At 65.0% G+C, this 19,426-nt stretch carries 17 protein-coding genes; 12 read left to right on the forward strand and 5 right to left on the reverse strand.

Going from position 1 to position 19,426, the window contains the following annotated elements; translation table 11 throughout:
* Positions 1–26: 26 nt before the first annotated feature.
* Together NLM31_RS10640 and NLM31_RS10645 are read right to left on the reverse strand one after the other, a co-directional pair.
* Positions 27–1,241: an ABC transporter substrate-binding protein gene (locus NLM31_RS10640; protein WP_254129116.1), complete on the reverse strand. Its 1,215-nt coding sequence runs from the start codon at positions 1,239–1,241 to the stop codon at positions 27–29.
* A gap of 104 nt (positions 1,242–1,345) precedes the next feature.
* Entirely contained in the window at positions 1,346–2,239 is an 894-nt protein-coding gene (locus NLM31_RS10645) for a helix-turn-helix transcriptional regulator (protein ID WP_254129117.1), read from the reverse strand.
* A gap of 400 nt (positions 2,240–2,639) precedes the next feature.
* Between NLM31_RS10645 and NLM31_RS10650 the strand changes: the two genes are divergently transcribed.
* Genes NLM31_RS10650 through NLM31_RS10665 form a run of 4 tightly spaced genes read left to right on the forward strand, consistent with a single transcriptional unit; the run spans position 2,640 to position 7,777 of the window.
* A complete protein-coding gene (locus tag NLM31_RS10650) occupies positions 2,640–3,473 on the forward strand; it encodes a substrate-binding domain-containing protein (RefSeq protein ID WP_254129118.1) in 834 nt (277 codons plus the stop codon).
* Between the two features lie 55 nt (positions 3,474–3,528).
* A complete protein-coding gene (locus tag NLM31_RS10655) occupies positions 3,529–4,635 on the forward strand; it encodes a molybdopterin-binding protein (RefSeq protein WP_254129119.1) in 1,107 nt (368 codons plus the stop codon).
* A gap of 13 nt (positions 4,636–4,648) precedes the next feature.
* A complete protein-coding gene (locus NLM31_RS10660; RefSeq protein ID WP_254129120.1) occupies positions 4,649–6,598 on the forward strand; it encodes a molybdopterin biosynthesis protein in 1,950 nt (649 codons plus the stop codon).
* A 51-nt stretch (positions 6,599–6,649) separates the two neighbouring features.
* A complete protein-coding gene (locus NLM31_RS10665; RefSeq protein WP_254192196.1) occupies positions 6,650–7,777 on the forward strand; it encodes an FAD-dependent monooxygenase in 1,128 nt (375 codons plus the stop codon).
* On the opposite strand, the gene NLM31_RS10670 is transcribed toward NLM31_RS10665, so the two are convergent.
* Complete coding sequence (locus NLM31_RS10670) at positions 7,744–7,989, reverse strand: hypothetical protein (RefSeq protein WP_254129122.1); 246 nt, start codon at positions 7,987–7,989, stop codon at positions 7,744–7,746. The genes NLM31_RS10665 and NLM31_RS10670 overlap by 34 nt on opposite strands.
* Positions 7,990–8,100: 111 nt before the next feature.
* On the opposite strand from NLM31_RS10670, the gene NLM31_RS10675 reads away from it, so the two are divergent.
* On the forward strand, positions 8,101–8,400 hold the full coding sequence (locus NLM31_RS10675; RefSeq protein WP_254192197.1) for a hypothetical protein: 300 nt from the start codon (positions 8,101–8,103) through the stop codon (positions 8,398–8,400).
* Positions 8,401–8,406: 6 nt separating this feature from the next.
* Here NLM31_RS10675 and mobA read toward each other — a convergent pair whose 3' ends face one another.
* Together mobA and fdhD are read right to left on the reverse strand one after the other, a co-directional pair.
* Entirely contained in the window at positions 8,407–9,042 is a 636-nt protein-coding gene (mobA, locus tag NLM31_RS10680; RefSeq protein ID WP_256562094.1) for a molybdenum cofactor guanylyltransferase MobA, read from the reverse strand.
* Entirely contained in the window at positions 9,029–9,919 is an 891-nt protein-coding gene (gene fdhD / locus NLM31_RS10685) for a formate dehydrogenase accessory sulfurtransferase FdhD (protein ID WP_254129125.1), read from the reverse strand. Before fdhD ends, mobA begins: the two co-directional genes overlap by 14 nt.
* A 105-nt stretch (positions 9,920–10,024) precedes the next feature.
* On the opposite strand from fdhD, the gene mobB reads away from it, so the two are divergent.
* The 7 genes from mobB to fdhF all read left to right on the forward strand — a co-directional run bounded on the left by mobB (position 10,025) and on the right by fdhF (position 19,206).
* Positions 10,025–10,552 (forward strand): molybdopterin-guanine dinucleotide biosynthesis protein B, encoded by a 528-nt coding sequence (mobB, locus tag NLM31_RS10690; RefSeq protein ID WP_254129126.1) that lies wholly within the window; start codon positions 10,025–10,027, stop codon positions 10,550–10,552.
* A gap of 9 nt (positions 10,553–10,561) precedes the next feature.
* Positions 10,562–11,818, forward strand: coding sequence for a gephyrin-like molybdotransferase Glp (glp, locus tag NLM31_RS10695; protein ID WP_254129127.1), 1,257 nt, complete (start codon positions 10,562–10,564; stop codon positions 11,816–11,818).
* A 44-nt stretch (positions 11,819–11,862) separates the two neighbouring features.
* A complete protein-coding gene (locus NLM31_RS10700) occupies positions 11,863–12,138 on the forward strand; it encodes a sulfurtransferase TusA family protein (RefSeq protein ID WP_254129128.1) in 276 nt (91 codons plus the stop codon).
* A gap of 318 nt (positions 12,139–12,456) precedes the next feature.
* Positions 12,457–14,112 carry an OFA family MFS transporter gene (locus NLM31_RS10705; RefSeq protein WP_254129129.1) on the forward strand — a complete coding sequence of 552 codons (1,656 nt, stop codon included), beginning with the start codon at positions 12,457–12,459 and terminating at the stop codon, positions 14,110–14,112.
* A 91-nt stretch (positions 14,113–14,203) separates the two neighbouring features.
* Positions 14,204–14,485 (forward strand): hypothetical protein, encoded by a 282-nt coding sequence (locus NLM31_RS10710; protein WP_254129130.1) that lies wholly within the window; start codon positions 14,204–14,206, stop codon positions 14,483–14,485.
* Between the two features lie 246 nt (positions 14,486–14,731).
* Positions 14,732–16,441, forward strand: a complete 1,710-nt coding sequence (locus NLM31_RS10715) for an NADH-ubiquinone oxidoreductase-F iron-sulfur binding region domain-containing protein (protein ID WP_254129131.1) — start codon at positions 14,732–14,734, stop codon at positions 16,439–16,441.
* Positions 16,438–19,206, forward strand: coding sequence for a formate dehydrogenase subunit alpha (gene fdhF / locus NLM31_RS10720; protein ID WP_254192198.1), 2,769 nt, complete (start codon positions 16,438–16,440; stop codon positions 19,204–19,206). The genes NLM31_RS10715 and fdhF overlap by 4 nt, the downstream gene beginning before the upstream one ends.
* The last annotated feature ends 220 nt before the right edge of the window (positions 19,207–19,426 follow it).

Raw genomic sequence — 19,426 nt, forward strand, 5'->3', positions numbered from 1 at the left:
CGGTCGCCTGAGCGACCGTCACGCTCTCACTTCTTCAGCATCGGACACGCCGGGTCCGGCGGGCCGAACGCCTTGTCGCCGGAAATCGTCGTGAGGATCTTGTAATAGTCCCACGGATATTTGCTTTCCTCCGGCGTCTTCACCTGCACCAGCCAGAGGTCGTGCACCATCAGATTGTCTTCGCGCAAGTGGCCGTTGCGGGCGAAGAAATCCTCGACCGGCGTCTCGCGCATTTTCGCCGCGACCTTGAGCGGATCGTCGGTGCCGGTCGCCTTGATGGCGTTGAGATAGTGGATCACGCTGGAATAGACGCCGGCTTGCCACATCGTCGGCATCTTGTTCATCTTGGCGAAATAGCGCTTCGACCATTCGCGCGTCTTGTCGTCCATGTCCCAATAGAACGACGTCGTCAGCAACAGGCCCTGGGCCGCTTGCAGGCCGAGGCCGTGGATGTCGGTGATCAGCGCGAGCAGTGCCGCCATTTGCTGGCCGCCCTTGAACACGCCGAACTCCGAGCCGGTCTTGATCTCGTTCATGTTGTTGGGCGGACCTGCCGCGATGCCGATGATCTTGGCCTTGGAGGCCTGCGCCTGCAGCACGAAGGAGGAGAGGTCCGGCGTCGCCAGGGGCGGCTTCACCGATCCCAGCACCTTGCCGCCATTCGCCGTGATGACGCTGGAGGCGTCGCGTTCGAGGGAGTGGCCGAAGGCGTAGTCGTCGGTGATGAAGAACCAGCTGTCGCCGCCGCGCTTGACCACGGCATCCGCGGTGCCGACCGCGAGCGCGCGGGTGTCGAACACCCACTGCATGGCATAAGGCGAGCAGAACTTGCCGTGGAAATCGGCGGTGCCGGTGGAGTGGGTGATGAACAGCCGCTTCTTTTCGTTGGCGATGTTCTGCACCGCGAGGCCAACGGCCGAGACCGGCACGTCGACGATCAGATCGACCTGATCGACATCGTACCAGCGCCGCGCGATTCCGGCGCCGATGTCGGCCTTGAGCTGGTGGTCGCCGATCACGATACTGATCGGCTTGCCGAGCACGGTGCCGCCGAAATCGTCGATCGCCATCTGCGCTGCCGTCACCGAGCCCTGGCCGGTCGGCGCGGAGGCGGGGCCGTTCATGTCGGTGAGCACGCCGATCTTGACGATGTCGTCGGACACCTGTGCCGTTGCGGCACCCGACAGCAGCGCCGCCGTCAAGGCAGCCGCGACCGGCAGTCCAAATCTCGCTGGATTCACGCTTGTCCTCCCCTGATCCGGCTCGTTGGCCGAAAGTTGCCTGTCCCGGGTATGGCCCGGCTGAATTGGTTTCTTTTGCAACTATTTTGGGGCAGGCGTCAATCTCAGGCGGCGAACCGGATCTGCCCGGCGGGCGAGGGATCGTAGCCGGTCAGCTCCTCGGCGCGCTGGCGCAGCCGCCGTTCGCTGAGGAACCGGATCAGGGCCTGCATGGCGGGGCGGAAATAGCTGCGCTGCCGCATCGCCAGGTCAAAATTCTCCCAGACCAGCGGGACGAAATCGAGACCCGCCGAGCGCGCCGCGGCGCGTGTCGCAACGCCGCAATCGGCCTGTCCGGCGCGGACCAACTCGGCGAGATCCGGCCCGGTGAGCGCCGGTGTCTCCACCCGGCGCAGATCGCGCATCGAGGCGCCCGCGCGCGTCAGCAGAACGTCGAGCAGCATCTGCGCGCCCGTGCCTTGCTGCCGCATCGCCATCCGCGAGCCGAGCGCGAGCACGTCGGAGAGGCCGCGCAGCCGCTTCGGATTGCCCGGCGGCAACACGAGACCCTGCTCGCGGCGCACGAAGGCAACCAGCAGCGCGTCATGCAGGTCAGGTGCGTCCCGCAGCGCCGTCACGCTGGCGTCGGAGGCGAGATTGCCTTCGGTATCGAGGCTGTGGAAGTGCACGGCGGCCGCCATGACCTCGTCGCGCTGCAGGCGCTCGAGCCCGCGCGCACTGCCTTCGGTCATCGATCCCAGGCCCGAGCCGGATTCACGCAGGCTCCAATCCAGCAGCTCGTCCTGGCTGCCGCCCACGACCGGCGGCGGATCCGCCGTCAGCATGCCGGCCGGTCGCGCCATGCCCGATAGCACCCAGAGATCGAGCTCGTGACGCGGGAAGAGCCATTTGCCGGTCACCTTGGTGCACGGGATCGCGCCGTTGGTGACGAGTTCGTAGAGCTTGCGTTCGCCGAGACGGAGATAGTCCGCGGCTTCACTGGTCGTCAGGAATTCCATCCTGCATTCCTATGCAAATTCTTGCTTCTTTTTGACGTTTAACGCAGGTGGAATTCTGCACTTCGATTTTTGTCCGCGCGAACCATGCCTGATGATCTCGTTGCTTTGCAACACATCCTGACACGTGTTTTGATTTTGGTTGACGATCTTGCGAGGCTCGAATGGTGCGGACCTTGCGACCCGCGTTTTGCGCGTGATTGCAATCAACGTGCCGGTTGATTGATTGCCGAAACTTCCCGGATGACTCGTCTCATCGTGGCCGCGGAGGCGCCGTGAACTTGCCTTTCGGTAGTGCTAAAAGCCGCACTCTATCTCCTGTTGCTGCCGAAGCGAGGCAAGACCGTCACGAGTGTGGCGCAATCGATCATCAAGATCGCGTCGCATCCAATGGGAACCCGTCATGGCCGTTCGCCGATTGACCATCGCATTTGCGCTTCTCTGCAGCCTTGCCGGGGGCATCGCGGCTGCGTCTGCCGAGGAGCGTGCGATTGTCCTGGCCTCGACGACATCGACGCAGGACTCCGGCCTGCTCGACTATCTGCTGCCGATTGTCCGCGACAAGACCGGCATCGAGGTGACGGTGATCGCACGACGCAGCGACGAGGTACTCGACGGCGCGCGGAGAGGGGAGGCCGACGTGGTGCTGATGCATGCGCGGCCGCAGGAGGAGAAATTCGTCGCCGACGGCTTTGGCGCGAAGCGCTACGACGTGATGTACAACGACTACGTCCTGATCGGGCCGAAGAGTGATCCTGCCGGCGTGAAAGGCAAGGACATCGCGACCGCGCTGAAGGCGATCGAGGCCAAGGGTGCGCCGTTCATCACGCGTGGCGATCGGTCCGGCACCCACGCGGCGGAGCTCGCGCTCTGGATCGTCGCCGGCATCGACATCGCCAGCACCAAGGGCGCCTGGTATCGCGAGAGCGGGCAGGGCATGACCGCCGCCCTCGACGCCGCACGCACGGCAAATGCCTATGTTTTCGCAGACCGTGCCAGCTGGATCGCCTTCAGGGAGCGCGGCGATCTCGACATCGTCGTCGAGGGCGACAAGCGGTTGCTCAACCAATACGGCGTGATGCTGGTGAATCCGGAGAAGCATCCGAACGTCAGGAAGGAACTGGGACAGGCCTTCATCGACTGGTTGATCTCGCCGGAGGGGCAGGCGGCGATCGCCGGCTACAAGGTCGAAGGGCAACAGGTGTTCTTTCCGAATGCGGACAAGCCGGGCGGCTGATTGGTCGAGGCGCGAGCGGTTGCCAAACCGCACGATGCGTGATCCATCATGAAGCATGACCCAGCGCCTGCCGCCCTCGCTGACGCCGCTCGATACCGCGCTCGCTATTTTGCTGCGCGGCGTCGGTCCGGTCGCGCCGGTCGAATTGCCGCTGGCTGAGGCGGTCGGCTGTATCGCCGCGGGGATGCCGCAGCTCGCAGCCTGCCCGCCGCACGACATCGCCGCCGCAGATGGCTGGGCGTTGCGCGCCAACGATCTCGTCGGTGCATCCTCCTATTCGCCGTTACCTTTGAGCGAGCTACCCGTGTGGGTCGATGCCGGCGATGCAATGCCGGCAGGATGCGACTGTGTACTCGATGCCGGCGCGGTCGAGGTGTCGGGCCCGCTCGCCCAGGTGCTGGCGGAAGCCGCGCCGGGGCAAGGCGTCGGGCGTGCCGGTGGCGACATCGCAGAGCGCTCGCCGGTGGCGACGGCGGGACGTCCCATTGATGCAAAAGCGCTGTTGCTCGCGCGTGTCGCCGATGTCGAAAGGCTGAGCGTCAGGCGACCGCGGCTGCGCATCGTCAACGTGCCGGGCGCAACCGCGACGATGCAGACGATCACCGGCCTTGCGCGCGCGGCAGGACTTGATGTGATCGCGCATGAAGCCGGCACACGCGATGCGGCGTCGATCGCGGAGGCACTCGATGTCTCCGCCTGCGATCTGCTGTTGACGATCGGCGGCAGCGGCGTCGGTCGCGCGGATGCTGCGATGACGGCGCTGGCTCAGCGCGGAGCGGAGTTCGCCCATGGTCTTGCGCTCCAGCCCGGACGCACGGCGGCCGCCGGGCGGCTCGGAAAAGTTCCCATCGTTGCCTTGCCCGGGGCGCCCGGTCCGGCACTCGCGGTCTGGTTCGCACTGGTGCTTCCGCTTATCGACAAGATGGCGGCGCGGCAGCCGCGCCGCCAAGTGATCCTGCCGCTCGCGCGGAAAGTCGCTTCCAGCGTCGGTATCGCCGAGATCGTCCTGCTGGCCGAGGAACATAAGACATGGATGCCGCTTGCAGTCGGTGAATGGCCGCTCCACGCTATTGCCGGAGCGGATGCCTGGCTGCTCATTCCCGCCAGCCATGAGGGATTTGCGGCAGGCGAGCCGGTCGATGCTTATTTGATGCGGGAATGATATGGGTTCCGGCATGACGATGATCCCCAAAGCGCCAGATCGCAGCGCGCTCGAACAGGAGCAATTCCTCAAGATCCTCTCGCGCGAGGAGGCGCTCGCGCGCTTCGAGGCTGGCCTGTTTCCGCGCGCAATCCCAAGCGAGCAGCGCAAGCTTGGCGATGCACTCGGCACAGCGCTCGCCGAGGACATCACCGCCCCGATCGACGTGCCGCCCTTCGACCGTTCCAATGTTGACGGTTTCGCCGTGCGCTCGTCGGATCTTTCCGCTGCCGGCGAAGGCGCACCCGTGCGGCTCGCGCTGAACGGTGAGACCATTCACTGTGGCACCGCGCCTAAGCTGCAGGTCGCGGTGGGGACCGCTACGCCCATCGCCACGGGCGGCCCGTTGCCGCGTGGTGCCGACGCGGTCGTCATGGTCGAGCACACCCAGCCGGCCGGCCCCGATGCGATCGATATTCGTCGCGCCGTCTCGCCGGGCCAATTCGTGTCCTATGCCGGATCTGACATCGCGCGCGGCGAGGCGCTGCTGCGCGCCGGCACGATCATAGGCTCGCGTGAGATCGGCATGCTGGCGGCTTGCGGCATCGCCGAGGTGAAAGTTGCGCGGAAGCCGCGCGTCGCGGTGATCTCCACCGGTGACGAACTGGTACAGCCCGGCGAGGTGCTTGCGCCGGCCGCGATCTACGACACCAACGGCGCCATCGTGGCGGCCGCGATCGACGAGAACGGCGGCGACGCCGTCTTCCTCGGCGCCATTCCAGACGACGAGGCCAGGCTCGAAGCCGCCATGCGCCGGGCGCTGGCGGATTGCGACATGCTGGTGCTCTCCGGCGGCACGTCGAAGGGGGCTGGCGATCTGTCTCATCGCATCATCGGCCGGCTCGGCCAACCCGGCATCATCGCGCATGGCGTTGCGCTCAAGCCGGGCAAGCCGCTGTGTCTCGCTGTGTGCGACGGCAAGCCGGTGGTGATCCTGCCGGGCTTTCCGACCTCGGCGATGTTCACCTTCCACGACATGATCGTGCCGGCGCTGCGCAAGATGGCCGGCCTGCCGCCGCGCTCCGACGCCAAGGTGAGTGCGACGGTGCCGGTGCGCATTGCGTCCGAGCTCGGCCGCGCCGAATTCGTCATGGTTTCGCTGGTCGCCGGCAAGGATGGCCTGATCGCCTATCCTTCCGGCAAGGGCTCTGGCGCGATCACGTCCTTCGCGCAAGCTGACGGCTTTCTGCGCATCGATGCGCTCGCCGACCAGATGCCGGCGGGGGCCGAAGCCGAGGTCACTCTATTCACGCCGCATGTACGGGTGCCGGATCTCGTCATCGTCGGCAGCCATTGCACCGGCCTCGATCTCGTGACCGCACCGCTCGCGCATGCGGGCCTCGTTGTGCGCTCGATCGCCGTCGGCAGCCTCGGCGGACTTGCGGCCGCGAAGCGCGGCGAGTGCGATCTCGCGCCGATCCATCTGTTCGATGACAAGAGCGAGACCTACAACACGCCTTACCTCGCCGAGGGGCTCGAGCTCGTGCCGGGCTGGCGGCGGATGCAGGGCATCGTCTTCCGCAAGGACGACAAGCGTTTCGAGGGGCTCGGCGCAAAGGAAGCGGTCGCTGCCGCGCTCGCCGACCCTGCCTGCATCATGGTCAACCGTAACCAGGGCGCGGGCACGCGCATCCTGATCGACCGGCTGCTCGCCGGAGCCCGCCCGGAAGGTTATTGGAACCAGCCCCGCTCGCACAATGCGGTCGCCGCGGCTGTCGCGCAGCACCGCGCCGATTGGGGCATGACCATTGCGCCGGTCGCCCATGCGGTCGGCCTCGGTTTCATTCCGCTCGCGGAAGAGCATTATGACTTTGCCTTGGTGACGGCACGCAAGCAGCGTCCAGCGGTGCAGGCGTTTCTCGATGCGCTCGGCTCGGACGAGGCGCGCACGGCACTTGAGCGCGCGGGTTTCCGGCCCGCATAGACGACAGACGACGCGGTATCCAAGCCGCGCGTAAGACGGGGGGGGGACGCGATGGCAAGGCCGCTTTCGGTTGCGATCGTCGGTGCCGGCATGGGCGGGCTCGCGACCGCTGCGGCGCTCAGGCGCGTCGGCGTCGACGTGACGGTCTACGAGCAGGCCTCCCAGTTCGCCCGGATCGGCGCCGGCATCCAGATCGGCTGCAATGCGATGAAGGTGCTGCGCGCGCTTGGTCTCGAAGCGCGGATGCGCGAGCACGCGTTCTATCCGCGGTCCTGGAATAATCGCGACTGGAAGAGCGGCGACATCAAATTCGACATGATCTTTGGCGAGAGCGCGGAGGAAAAGTTCGGCGCGCCCTATCTGCTGGCGCATCGTGGTGATCTCCACGCCGCGCTGGCGAGCGCGGTGCCGGATGAGTTCGTGAGGCTCAACCACAAGCTCGTCGGCCTCGACGAGACCGGCGAGGGCGTTCGGCTCAGCTTTGCCAACAGCACCAGCGCTGTTGCCGATGCCGTGGTCGGCGCCGACGGCGTGCATTCGGCGGTGCGCGACATTCTGTTCGACACCGCGCCGGTCAAATTCACCGGCCGTATCGCCTACCGCACCACCTATCCGGCCGCGCTGCTCGGCGAGAAGATCGATGACTGCACGAAGTGGTGGGGCGAGGACCGCCACATCGTGATCTACTATGTCAAGCCTGACCGTAGCGAGGTCTATCTCGTCACCAGCCAGCCGGAGCCCGACTTCCGCATCGAGTCCTGGTCGGCGAAGGGCGACGTGCGCGATCTGCGCGCCTCGTTCGAGGGCTTTCATCCGCAAGTCGGCCAGGTGCTGGCGACGTGCCCCGACGTGCACAAATGGGCGATCATGGATCGCGATGCGCTGGAGCGCTGGGCCGACGGTAGGGTGACGCTGCTCGGCGACGCCTGTCATCCGATGACGCCTTATATGGCGCAGGGGGCCGCGATGGCGATCGAGGATGCCGCGGTGCTCTCGCGCTGCCTCGATGGTGTCGACCGCGACGGCGTCGCGGATGCCTTCCGCCGCTTCGAGGCGACGCGCAAGGTTCGGACCACGCGGGTGCAGGAGACCTCGCGCGCCAACATCTGGCTGAAGGAGCGGACCGATACGAGCTGGGTCTACGGCTACGACGCCTGGTCGGTGCCGCTGGCGGCCTGAGCGGCCCGTTCGCGTACGCGTTCCCGCTCCTCGGCTTCAGCGATGGCACGCTGCGCGGCGGGCGGCAGCGGCTTCGGGTCCACAGGGACCTCAACAATCTCATCGCTGCCCGTGGCCTGTCGGCTCAGCCGTTTCGTGCGATCGATCGCGACCGAGAGGTCGAATACGAAATCGACGACTGCGAATATGGCATTCAGGAGAGAGTCGGCCATGGCTGATCCAGGGGCATGTCCCGACCAGTAGTCGCCGCCGGCCTCGGCCCGGTTCGACGCCCTCGTGAACGCGAACGGCCGCCGCTGCGACCAAGGGGCATGAGCCAGGCCATGACCGCGTTAACCTCCCTCAATTTCCGCAAGATCGCGGCCCTTGTGGCGGCCACCGGCACGCTGTTCTGGCTCTACACGTTCTATGCGATTGCCCATGTCCCGCAGGGCGACGGCACCGGCCTTCAATGGCTCGCGGTGTTTCCGCTCGGCATGGTTTTTGGGCTGTTCTTCCTGCCGGCCTGGCTGCTGGTCGCGATCAACCGGTTGCCGCGGTTTACCACCGTGGTCGGCATTGCCGGCCTGATCGCCTTCGCGATCATCTGGGCGCAGCTTCTCAACGAGTTTCCAAAGTCGTAAAGCGGCTCAGGCCGCGTCATCCAGCGCTGCGAGCCGCTCGGCCTCGGCGATGTCCTCGACCGTGTTCGCATTGAAGAACGGATCGAGCGGCTCGGCCGGCCACGTCACCGTTGCGAGCGGGTAGCGCGCGGTCCAGCGGTCGATCTTGCGGAGATCCTCGACGACCAGCGCATGACGCAGCTCGTCGCGCAAGGCGACGCGCCACAGGCCGATCACCGGATGCGACTGGTCGCCGGATGCGGCGACCGCAAGCTGTGCGTTCTCCCGAGCCCGCGCCTCATGCAGCCCTGCGACGAGGTCGCGTGGCAGGAACGGGCAGTCGCCGGCGGCGCTGAGCACCCATTCGATTTCCGGCCGGTTCGCCGCGGTCCAGTCGAGCGCGGCCAAAATGCCGGCGAGCGGGCCGGGAAAGCCGGGCACGTCATCGGCAATGACTTGCAAGCCGAACGCAGCGAAGCGTGCCGGATCGCCATTCGCATTGAGGATCAATCCGTCGCACTGCGGCTTCAGGCGCGCGATCACGCGCTCCAGAATGGTGCGGCCTCCGATGGTCCGCATCGGCTTGTCGCCACCGCCCATGCGGCGTGCGAGGCCGCCGGCGAGCAGCACGCCTTGCGTGGCGGGAATTTCAGTCGTCACCAGCCTCACCCTTGCGCTTGTGCTTCGCCGACTCCTCTTCGACGTAATCGAGGTTCTGGTCGTAGATGATCCGCTCCTCGCCCGCGAGCGCGATGAAGCGCTTTCCGCGGGTACGTCCGACCAGCGTCAGGCCCACTTGCCTCGCGAGATCGACGCCCCAGGCGGTGAAGCCGGAGCGCGACACCAGGATCGGGATGCCCATCCGCACCGTCTTGATCACCATCTCCGAGGTGAGACGTCCTGTCGTATAAAGGATCTTGTCGGCGGCATCGACGCCGTGGCGATACATCCAGCCGGCGATCTTGTCGACTGCGTTGTGGCGGCCGACGTCTTCGGTGTAGCAGAGCGGCTCGCCCGCCTTGCACAGCACGCAGCCGTGGATCGCGCCGGCCTCCAGGTACAGCGAGGGCATGGTGTTGATGGTCTGCGTCATCTGGTAGAGCCAGGAGGTGCGCAGCTCGGCCTTCGGCAGCGCGACGCTTTCGACCGCCTCGAGCAGGTCGCCGAAAGCGGTGCCCTGCGCGCAGCCCGAGGTCTGCGTGCGCTTCTTCAGCTTGGCCTCGAAATTGGTGTGGTGCTCGGTGCGCACCACCACGACCTGGAGGTCGTCGTCGTATTCGACCTCGGTGACCGCGTCATTATATTTCAGCATGTTCTGGTTCAGCAGGTAGCCGAGCGCCAGATATTCCGGATAGTCGCCGATCGTCATCATGGTGACGATCTCCTGCGCATTCAGGTAGAGCGTCAGCGGCCGCTCCATCGGGACCTTGATCTCGACCCTGGCGCCGGTCTGGTCGGTCCCGGTCACGCTCTCGGTCAGGCGCGGATCGTCGGGGTTCGGGACGATCAGGGGGACCGGGGCTTTGTCGATCTTCATCATGGGGGCGACGTTAGCATGACATTCGGGTCAAGCCGATATAAGCATGCGCACGACGACAGAGAAGCGGTTCCGGCGCGTTATGCGACCGGCGGAGATCGAGTTGCGATGAAAGTCATCGGCCTTGCAGGCTGGAGCGGTGCGGGCAAGACCACGCTGTTGACGCGGCTGATCCCGCATTTCAACGCACAGGGCCTGCGCGTCTCCGTGATCAAGCATGCGCATCACCAGTTCGACGTCGATGTGCCCGGCAAGGATTCCTGGCGCCATCGCGAGGCCGGTGCGGCCGAGGTGCTGGTGGCCTCCGCGAACCGTTGGGCCCTGATGCACGAATTGCGCGGCGCGGCCGAGCCGCGGCTGCCGGAACTGTTGAGCAAGCTGTCCGCGGTCGATCTCGTCGTGGTCGAAGGGTTCAAGCGCGAGCCGCATCGCAAGATCGAGGTGCATCGCGCTGGCAACGACAAGCCGCTGTTGTTCCCCGACGATCCCGGCATTGTCGGGATCGCGACCGACGTCGCGGTTGAAACCCGGCTGCCGACTGTCCATCTCGATGACATCGAGGCCGCTGCGGCACTGCTGCTGCGCGCGGCGATGCCGGTCGAGGAAGCGGTGGCAAGAAGCGCCGCGACGCGCTGACGAGGCACCATGGCGCAACTGTCGGACGATTGCTTTGCCTTCGGTGGACCGATGATGTCGGTCGACGAGGCCGTTGGCCTGATTACGGCACGTGTCAGCGCGATTGCCGATCTCGAGACGGTCGCACTCGTCGATGCCGACGGACGTGTCCTGGCGCGCGATATCGCGGCGCCCCTGCCATTGCCGCCTTTTACCAACTCCGCCGTCGATGGCTACGCCGTTGGCCATGCCGACCTGCCGCGGGACGCGGAACGGGCGTTCCCGCTCGATGGCCGCATCCAGGCTGGTGGCTTGGCGCAGACCTCGATCAAGCCCGGCCACACCGCGCGCATCTTCACGGGCGCGCCGATGCCGCCGGGGGCCGAGACCGTCTTCATGCAGGAAGATGTCCGCATCGATGAGGCCGGCAAGATCGTGCTGCCGCCCGGGTTGAAGCGAGGTGCCAATGTTCGTCCGGCAGGCGAGGACATTCCAGTGGGACACGTCGCGTTGCGCGCCGGCCAGCGCTTGCTGCCCCAGCATGTCGCGCTTGCCGCAGCCTTCGGCCTGACCCGGCTCGATGTCGTCCGGCGTATCCGTGTCGCCGTCTTTTCCACCGGCGATGAGCTGGCCTCGCCCGGCGAGCCGCGCGCGGGCTCGCAGCTGTTCGATTCCAACCGCTTCATGCTCATGGCGATGCTGCGCCGTCTCGGCTGCGAGGTCTCGGATCTCGGCATTCTGCGTGACGAGCGCACCTCGCTTGCCGACGGATTGAAGCAGGTTGCCGGTCACCACGATCTGATCCTGACCACCGGCGGCGTCTCGACCGGGGAGGAAGACCACGTCAAGGCGGCGGTCGAGAGCGTCGGCTCACTCGTGCTGTGGCGGATGGCGATCAAGCCCGGCCGGCCCGTTGCGATGGGCGTCATCGGCGGCACGCCGTTGATCGGGCTGCCCGGAAATCCCGTCGCGAGTTTTGTCACATTCGTCCATGTGGTGCGGCCGACCGTGCTGGCACTTGCCGGCAGCGTGTCGGAGCCGCTGTTGCCGATCCCGCTGCGCGCGGCGTTCACCTACAAGAAAAAGCTCGGCCGTCGCGAATATGTGCGCGCATCGTTGCGGCGTGCAGAGGATGGCTCGCTGGAGGCGGTGAAGTTTCCGCGCGAAGGGGCAGGCCTGCTGTCGTCATTGCTCGAGACCGATGGCCTGATCGAACTGGGCGAAGACGTTGTGCGGGTCGAGCCGGGCGAGAGCGTAGGTTTCTTGTCCTATGCTGATCTTCTCTAGGCCGTTGCATTGACGTGCTCGACCCCTCCCGCCATGTTGCGCCCATGACAAGAGCAACGACCAGAACGACGCTTGATCTCACCGGGCTGAAATGCCCGCTGCCAGCCCTAAAGACGCGCAAGGCGCTGAAACCATTGCAGCCGGGCGATCAGCTCGAAGTGCACTGTACCGATCCGTTGTCCGTGATTGACATTCCGAACCTGATCCGCGAGACGGGCGACACGGTGGAGATCACCGAGCGCAACGAGGCGCGCATCGTGTTCTTGATAGAAAAAGCAAATGGTTCGATAGACAGCGCCAATGCTGCGCTGCGTTCTTGAGCGCGTTACCGCGCTGATACCGACCATTTATCTATCGACATCGATGACGGCTTCTGCCCCAATTGACTTTCTCCGTGCAGGCGCGGAGGTTGAGTCTTGTCCGCGATACGCGGATCAGCGGGCCACGTACGAAGCCTGCAAATCGTATCGGGCATAGAGCGCCGATCAAGGGGTTAACTTTTCAGACGCGCGTGACGATCCTGGCGCGTGTCGGGTGATTGTGCGGAGCAGCAGGGACAACAGCTGCACCGCAATGGGCTGAGGACCAGGATGGTAGCGGCAGTTTTGCTCAGAAGGGCAGCTGCAGGGGAGGAATGCATGGCTACAATTGAGAGCGCTGGAACGATTTCGGGCGCCGGCGCGGGGTTTCTTGATCGCGAGCGAACCATCGCGACCGCCGGCTTCAACCGCTGGCTGGTGCCGCCGGCGGCGCTGTGCATCCATCTGTGCATCGGCATGGCCTATGGCTTCTCGGTGTTCTGGCTGCCGCTGTCGCGCGCGATCGGTTTGACCGCGCCGAAGGCCTGCCCGGACATCTCGCTGTGGTCGGAGCTCTTCACCACCACTTGCGACTGGAAGGTCGCAAGCCTCGGCTGGATGTACACGCTGTTCTTCGTCGTGCTCGGCCTCTCGGCCGCGATGTGGGGCGGCTGGCTCGAGCGTGCCGGCCCGCGCAAGGCAGGCTTCGTCGCTGCGCTGTGCTGGTGTGGTGGCCTCGTGCTCGGCGCCATCGGCATCTATCTGCACCAGCTCTGGATCATGTGGCTCGGCTCCGGCGTGATCGGCGGCATTGGCCTCGGCCTCGGCTACATCTCACCCGTGTCGACGCTGGTGAAATGGTTCCCCGACCGGCGCGGCATGGCGACCGGCATGGCCATCATGGGTTTTGGTGGCGGCGCCATGATCGGTGCTCCGCTGGCCAACTGGCTGATGGACGTGTTCAAGAGCCCGACCTCGGTCGGTGTCTGGGAAACGTTCCTCACCATGGGCATCATCTATTTCGTCTTCATGATGATCGGCGCGTTCCGCTATCGCCTGCCTCCGACCGGGTGGAAGCCCGAGGGCTGGACGGCGCCGAGCGAGAAGAAGACGATGATTTCCGAGCATCACGTCCATCTCAACAATGCGCACAAGACGCCGCAATTCTGGCTGATCTGGTGGGTGCTGTGCCTGAACGTGTCCGCCGGCATCGGCGTGATCGGCATGGCCTCGCCGATGCTCCAGGAAATCTTCGCGGGCAAGCTGATCGGCCTTCCGGACGTCGGCTTCAACGCGCTGAACGCGGCACAGAAGGCGCAGATTGCCGGTATCGCCGCGGGCTTTGCCGGCCTGCTCTCGCTGTTCAACATCGGCGGTCGCTTCGTTTGGGCGTCGCTGTCGGACTATATCGGCCGCAAGAACACCTACTACACGTTCTTCATCCTCGGCATCGTGCTCTACGCGCTGGCGCCGACCTTCGCGGCGATGGGCTCGAAGCTGCTCTTCGTGCTCGGCTTCGGCATCATCCTGTCGATGTATGGCGGCGGCTTCGCGACCGTGCCGGCCTATCTGGCCGACATGTTCGGGACCCAGTTCGTCGGCGCCATTCATGGCCGGCTGCTGACGGCGTGGTCCACCGCGGGCATCATCGGCCCTGTCGTGGTCAACTACATCCGCGAGTTCCAGCTCGCGGCCGGTGTGCCGCGCGACCAGCTTTACAACACCACCATGTATATCCTCTGCGCGATGCTGATCGCGGGCCTGATCTGCAACTACCTGGTCAAGCCGGTCGATTCGAAGTGGTACATGAGCGAAGCCGAGGTAGCGAAACTGCAGGCCTCAACGGCCGGAGCGAGTGCGGGTCAGCAGAGTGGCTCGTTCGGGATCGGCACCGGCGGTCTCGACGGCAAGGCCGCGCTGTTCTGGGCCTTCGTCGCCATTCCGCTGGCCTATGGCGTCTACAAGACGCTCGAGAGCGCGGTGAAGATCTTCTGATCGCAAACCCACATCGTCGCGGGATGCTGGCACCTCAGCATCCCGCGACGCTCGCCTGACAAAACTGAGAATGGGATCTAGGGGGATTCTGATGTTACGTACCCGTATCTGTCTTGCCGCCATGCTGCTGGCCGCAAGCGTTCATGTCGTGTCCGCGCAAACTGCAGCGGCGCCCGCCACCACCGCTCCTGCCGCAACGACCGAAGCCAAGCCGGGCAAGATCAAGCTGACCATGCAGAAGCTGAAGGACATGAAGGCCAAATGGTCGGCCAACAAGCCGAAGCTGAAGGCGTGCCGCGCCGACGTAAAGGCCAAGGGCCTCGCCGGCGATGACCGCTGGTTCTACATCGAAGAGTGCATGAACAAGACCTGAGGAGTTCCGCCATCAACTCGCTTTGGGGGCGTGGCAGGGCAGCTGCCCGCCCTCTAAATGATTATAGAGACGTTCTAAATTTGCTTGGCCTCTGGTATACCAGCGGCTAGAGTTGCGTGGAATGAGACTTGGTCTCAGGGCCGCGTGCGACGCGGTTCCCGAGTGTCAGGTCTGGAAATGAGGGTGGATCGCGACGGCAATCCCGCCCTGAGATCATCGCGCTTTTGAGGAGAACGCGACGTTTCCATGAGCAGCAACGACGACGTTCACAAGGTCAGGGAATTCGAGCATCCGGGCGAGGGCCGCCGGCGCGCCAAGGCTACGCCCAAGGGCCGGCAGGTCGATCCGACCGCCTTGCATCAGATCGAGCAATTGCTCGGCGACAGGCCGCGGCGGCGCGATCTCCTGATCGAATATCTCCACCTGATCCAGGACAAATATCACCAGATCTCGGCCGCGCATCTTGCCGCGCTCGCCGACGAGATGAAGCTCGCCTTCGCCGAAGTGTTCGAGACCGCGACCTTCTACGCGCATTTTGATGTGGTGAAGGAAGGCGAGGCTGGCATCGCGCCGCTGACCATCCGCGTCTGTGACTCGCTGACCTGCGCGATGCTTGGTGGTGAAAAGCTGCTCGAGGATTTGCAGAGCGCCTCAGGCCCCGGCATCCGCGTCGTGCGTGCGCCCTGCGTCGGCCGCTGCGATACGGCGCCGGCCGCCGAAGTCGGCCACAACTTCGTCGATCATGCGACCGTCACCAATGTGATGGCGGCCGCGAAGAGCGGCGACACCCACACGCATCTGCCGAACTATATCGACTACGACGCCTATGTCGCCGGCGGCGGCTACAAGCTGCTGGGTCGTGTGCGTTCGGGCGAGATGTCGAAGGACGATCTCTTGAAAGCGCTCGACGATGCCTCGCTGCGCGGCCTCGGCGGCGCCGGCTTCCCGACGGGGCGCAAATGGCGCGCGGTGCTCGGCGAGCCCGGTCCGCGCCTGATGGCGATCAACGGCGACGAGGGCGAGCCCGGTACGTTCAAGGACCGGGTCTATCTCGAGAGCGATCCGCACCGTTTCATCGAGGGCATGCTGATCGGCGCGCATGTGGTGCAGGCCTCCGACGTCTACATCTACCTTCGCGACGAATATCCGGCCTCCCGCGAGATCCTCGAGCGCGAGCTCGCGAAACTTCCCGCGGGTGGTCCGACGCTGCACATGCGCCGCGGCGCCGGTGCTTACATCTGCGGCGAGGAGTCTTCGCTGCTCGAAAGCATCGAGGGCAAGCGCGGCCTGCCCCGGCACAAGCCGCCTTATCCGTTCCAGGTCGGCCTGTTCGGCTTGCCGACTCTGATCAACAACATCGAGACGCTGTGGTGGGTACGCGACATCGTCGAGAAGGGCGCCGACTGGTGGAAGGGCAATGGCCGCCACGAACGCCATGGCCTGCGCAGCTTCTCGGTCTCGGGCCGCGTCAAGAACCCCGGCATGAAGCTCGCACCCGCCGGCATCACCGTGCGCGAGCTGATCGACGAGTATTGCGGCGGCATGGCCGACGGCCATCAGTTCTATGCGTATCTTCCGGGCGGCGCGTCCGGCGGCATTCTGCCGGCGTCGATGGACGACATTCCGCTCGATTTCGGCACGCTGGAGAAATACGGCTGCTTCATTGGATCGGCCGCAATCGTGATCCTGTCGCAGAAGGACAGTGTGCGTGCGGCGGCGCTGAACCTGATGAAGTTCTTCGAGGACGAAAGCTGCGGCCAGTGCACGCCGTGCCGCGTCGGAACCCAGAAGGCGGCGCAACTGATGCAGAAGCCGGTCTGGAACCGCGCATTGCTGGAAGAATTGAGCCAGGCGATGCGCGATGCGTCGATCTGCGGGCTTGGACAGGCAGCATCGAATCCGTTGTCTTCCGTGATCAAATATTTCCCTGACGAGTTCAAGGAAGCCGCCGAATGACCAAGATTACGTTCGAGCTCGACGGCAAGCAGGTCGAGGCCAAGCCCGGCGAGACGATCTGGCAGGTCGCAAAACGTCAGGGTCGCGAGATTCCGCATCTCTGCTATTCGCCCGCGCCCGATTATCGCCCCGACGGCAATTGCCGCGCCTGCATGGTCGAGATCGAGGGCGAGCGCGTGCTGGCCGCGTCCTGCAAGCGCACGCCGTCGGTGGGCATGAAGGTGAAGACCGAATCCGCGCGTGCGGTGTCTGCCCAGAAGATGGTGATGGAGCTGTTGGTCGCCGACCAGCCGGCGCGTGAGACTAGCCATGACCCGGATTCGAAGTTCTGGCACTGGGCAGAAACCACTGGTGTCACCGAGAGCCGCTTCCCCGCTGCCGAGCGTTGGGAAACCGACGCCAGCCATCCGGCGATGCGCGTCAATCTCGACGCCTGCATCCAGTGCGGCCTCTGCGTGCGCGCGTGCCGCGAGGTCCAGGTCAACGACGTCATCGGCATGGCCTACCGCAGTCATGGCTCGAAGATCGTGTTCGACTTCGACGATCCGATGGGCGAGTCCACTTGCGTCGCTTGCGGAGAGTGCGTGCAGGCCTGTCCCACCGGTGCGCTGATGCCGGCGGTGATGCTCGACGACAAGCAGACCCGCGTGACCTACGCGGACAAGAAGGTGGATTCACTCTGCCCGTTCTGCGGCGTCGGCTGCCAGGTGACCTATGAGGTCAAGGACGACAAGGTGATCTATGCCGAGGGCCGCGACGGCCCCGCCAATCACAATCGTCTTTGTGTCAAGGGCCGTTTCGGTTTCGATTACATCCATCATCCGCATCGCCTGACAAAGCCGCTGGTGCGGCTGCCGAATGCGAAGAAGGATTCCAACGACCAGGTCGATCCCGCCAACCCCTTCACGCATTTTCGTGAAGCGAGCTGGGATGAAGCGCTCGACATCGCAGCCAAAGGTCTCGTCAAGATCCGCGACGAGAAGGGTGTGAAGGCGCTGGCCGGCTTCGGGTCGGCCAAGGGATCGAACGAAGAGGCCTATCTGTTCCAGAAGCTGGTCCGCACCGGCTTCGGTTCGAACAATGTCGATCACTGTACGCGCCTGTGCCACGCCTCGTCGGTGGCGGCGCTGTTCGAGGGCCTGAGCTCGGGCGCGGTGTCGGCGCCGTTCTCGGCGGCGATGGATGCCGAGGTGATCTGGGTGATCGGCGCAAACCCGACCGTGAACCATCCGGTCGCGGCGACCTTCATGAAGAACGCGGTCAAGCAGAACGGCGCAAAGCTGTTCGTGATGGATCCGCGCCGGCAGACGCTGTCGCGTCATGCGACCAAGCATCTTCAGTTCAAGCCCGGCTCCGATGTCGCCATGCTGAATGCGATGATCAACACGATCATCACCGAAGGCCTGACCGACGACCAGTACATCGCCGGCTACACCGAGGGGTTCGAGGACCTCAAGGAGAAGATCAAGGAATTCACCCCGGAGAAGATGGAGGCGATCTGCGGCATCCCGGCACAGACGCTCCGCGAGGTGGCGCGAACCTATGCGCGCGCCAAATCATCGATCATCTTCTGGGGCATGGGCATCAGCCAGCACGTCCACGGCACCGACAATGCGCGCTGCCTGATCGCGCTGGCGCTGATCACCGGCCAGGTCGGCCGGCCCGGCACCGGGCTGCATCCGCTGCGCGGCCAGAACAACGTGCAGGGCGCCTCCGACGCCGGCCTGATCCCGATGTTCCTGCCGGACTACCAGCCCGTCGGCCGCGACGATCTACGCGGCAGTTTCGAAAAGCTCTGGCAGCAGGAGCTCGATCCCGTGCGCGGCCTGACCGTGGTCGAGATCATGAATGCGATTCACGCCGGCGAGATCACGGGCATGTATATCGAGGGCGAGAACCCCGCGATGTCCGACCCCGATCTCCAGCATGCGCGCCAGGCGCTCGCGATGCTCGATCATCTCGTAGTGCAGGATCTCTTTGTCACCGAGACCGCGTTCCATGCCGACGTCATCCTGCCGGCGTCTGCTTTTGCGGAGAAGGACGGCTCCTTCACCAACACCGACCGCCGCGTCCAGCTCGCGCGTCAGGTGATCAAGCCGCCGGGCGATGCGCGGCAGGATCTCTGGATCATTCAGGAGATCGGCAAGCGCATGGGCCTGCCGTGGAATTATTCCGGCCCGGGGGATGTCTATACCGAGATGGCGGAACTGATGCCGTCGCTCAAGAACATCAGCTGGGAGCGCCTGGTGCGCGAAGGCGCCGTCACCTATCCGGCCGATGATCCGAACAAGCCGGGCAACGAGATCATCTTCACCACGGGATTTCCGACCGCGAGCGGTCGCGGCAAGATCGTGCCGGCCCATGTCATTCCGCCGGACGAGGTGCCCGACGACGAATATCCGATGGTGCTCTCGACCGGCCGCGTGCTGGAGCACTGGCACACCGGCTCGATGACGCGTCGCGCCCAGGTGCTCGACCAGATCGAGCCCGAGGCGGTCGCATTCATGTCGCCGAAGGACATGCGCAAGAAGAAGCTGGTGCCCGGCGATTTCATTCGGCTCGAGACCCGCCGCGGCGCCGTCGAGGTCAAGGTCCGTTCCGACCGCGACGTGCCGGAGAACATGGTGTTCATGCCGTTCTGCTACGCAGAGGCGGCAGCGAACTTGCTGACCAACCCGGCACTCGACCCGTTCGGCAAGATCCCGGAATTCAAGTTCTGCGCCGCGAGAGCCGAACGCGCGGAGATGCGGGACGCGGCGGAGTAGCGTCTTTCTGGTGTTTGACGCGACGGCTTGGCCAACCAACCGCTGTCGTCCCGGCGAACGCCGGGACCCATACCGCGTGGTCCATCAATTGCTGACGGTCGCAGTCCCGGACTACAAGCCTTAGCCAAACTCCTTCCTGGGGTTATGGGTCCCGGCGTTCGCCGGGACGACAGCTACACGTGCCGCGGCCTATGCCGCTTCGCCGCTGACGGTGCTACAC

It is taken from the genome of Bradyrhizobium sp. CCGUVB4N (genome assembly GCF_024199945.1).
Lineage (GTDB): Bacteria > Pseudomonadota > Alphaproteobacteria > Rhizobiales > Xanthobacteraceae > Bradyrhizobium.

Bases quoted from the DNA above. Each gene is read 5' to 3' on its own strand.
- NLM31_RS10700 (WP_254129128.1), top strand. From the start codon at position 11,863: ATGACAAGAGCAACGACCAGAACGACGCTTGATCTCACCGGGCTGAAA.
- mobB (WP_254129126.1), top strand. From the start codon at position 10,025: ATGAAAGTCATCGGCCTTGCAGGCTGGAGCGGTGCGGGCAAGACCACG.
- NLM31_RS10645 (WP_254129117.1), bottom strand. From the start codon at position 2,239: ATGGAATTCCTGACGACCAGTGAAGCCGCGGACTATCTCCGTCTCGGC.
- NLM31_RS10710 (WP_254129130.1), top strand. From the start codon at position 14,204: ATGTTACGTACCCGTATCTGTCTTGCCGCCATGCTGCTGGCCGCAAGC.
- NLM31_RS10655 (WP_254129119.1), top strand. From the start codon at position 3,529: ATGACCCAGCGCCTGCCGCCCTCGCTGACGCCGCTCGATACCGCGCTC.
- NLM31_RS10660 (WP_254129120.1), top strand. From the start codon at position 4,649: ATGACGATGATCCCCAAAGCGCCAGATCGCAGCGCGCTCGAACAGGAG.
- NLM31_RS10705 (WP_254129129.1), top strand. From the start codon at position 12,457: ATGGCTACAATTGAGAGCGCTGGAACGATTTCGGGCGCCGGCGCGGGG.
- NLM31_RS10665 (WP_254192196.1), top strand. From the start codon at position 6,650: ATGGCAAGGCCGCTTTCGGTTGCGATCGTCGGTGCCGGCATGGGCGGG.
- glp (WP_254129127.1), top strand. From the start codon at position 10,562: ATGGCGCAACTGTCGGACGATTGCTTTGCCTTCGGTGGACCGATGATG.
- NLM31_RS10675 (WP_254192197.1), top strand. From the start codon at position 8,101: ATGACCGCGTTAACCTCCCTCAATTTCCGCAAGATCGCGGCCCTTGTG.
- NLM31_RS10650 (WP_254129118.1), top strand. From the start codon at position 2,640: ATGGCCGTTCGCCGATTGACCATCGCATTTGCGCTTCTCTGCAGCCTT.
- fdhD (WP_254129125.1), bottom strand. From the start codon at position 9,919: ATGATGAAGATCGACAAAGCCCCGGTCCCCCTGATCGTCCCGAACCCC.
- fdhF (WP_254192198.1), top strand. From the start codon at position 16,438: ATGACCAAGATTACGTTCGAGCTCGACGGCAAGCAGGTCGAGGCCAAG.
- NLM31_RS10715 (WP_254129131.1), top strand. From the start codon at position 14,732: ATGAGCAGCAACGACGACGTTCACAAGGTCAGGGAATTCGAGCATCCG.
- NLM31_RS10670 (WP_254129122.1), bottom strand. From the start codon at position 7,989: ATGGCCGACTCTCTCCTGAATGCCATATTCGCAGTCGTCGATTTCGTA.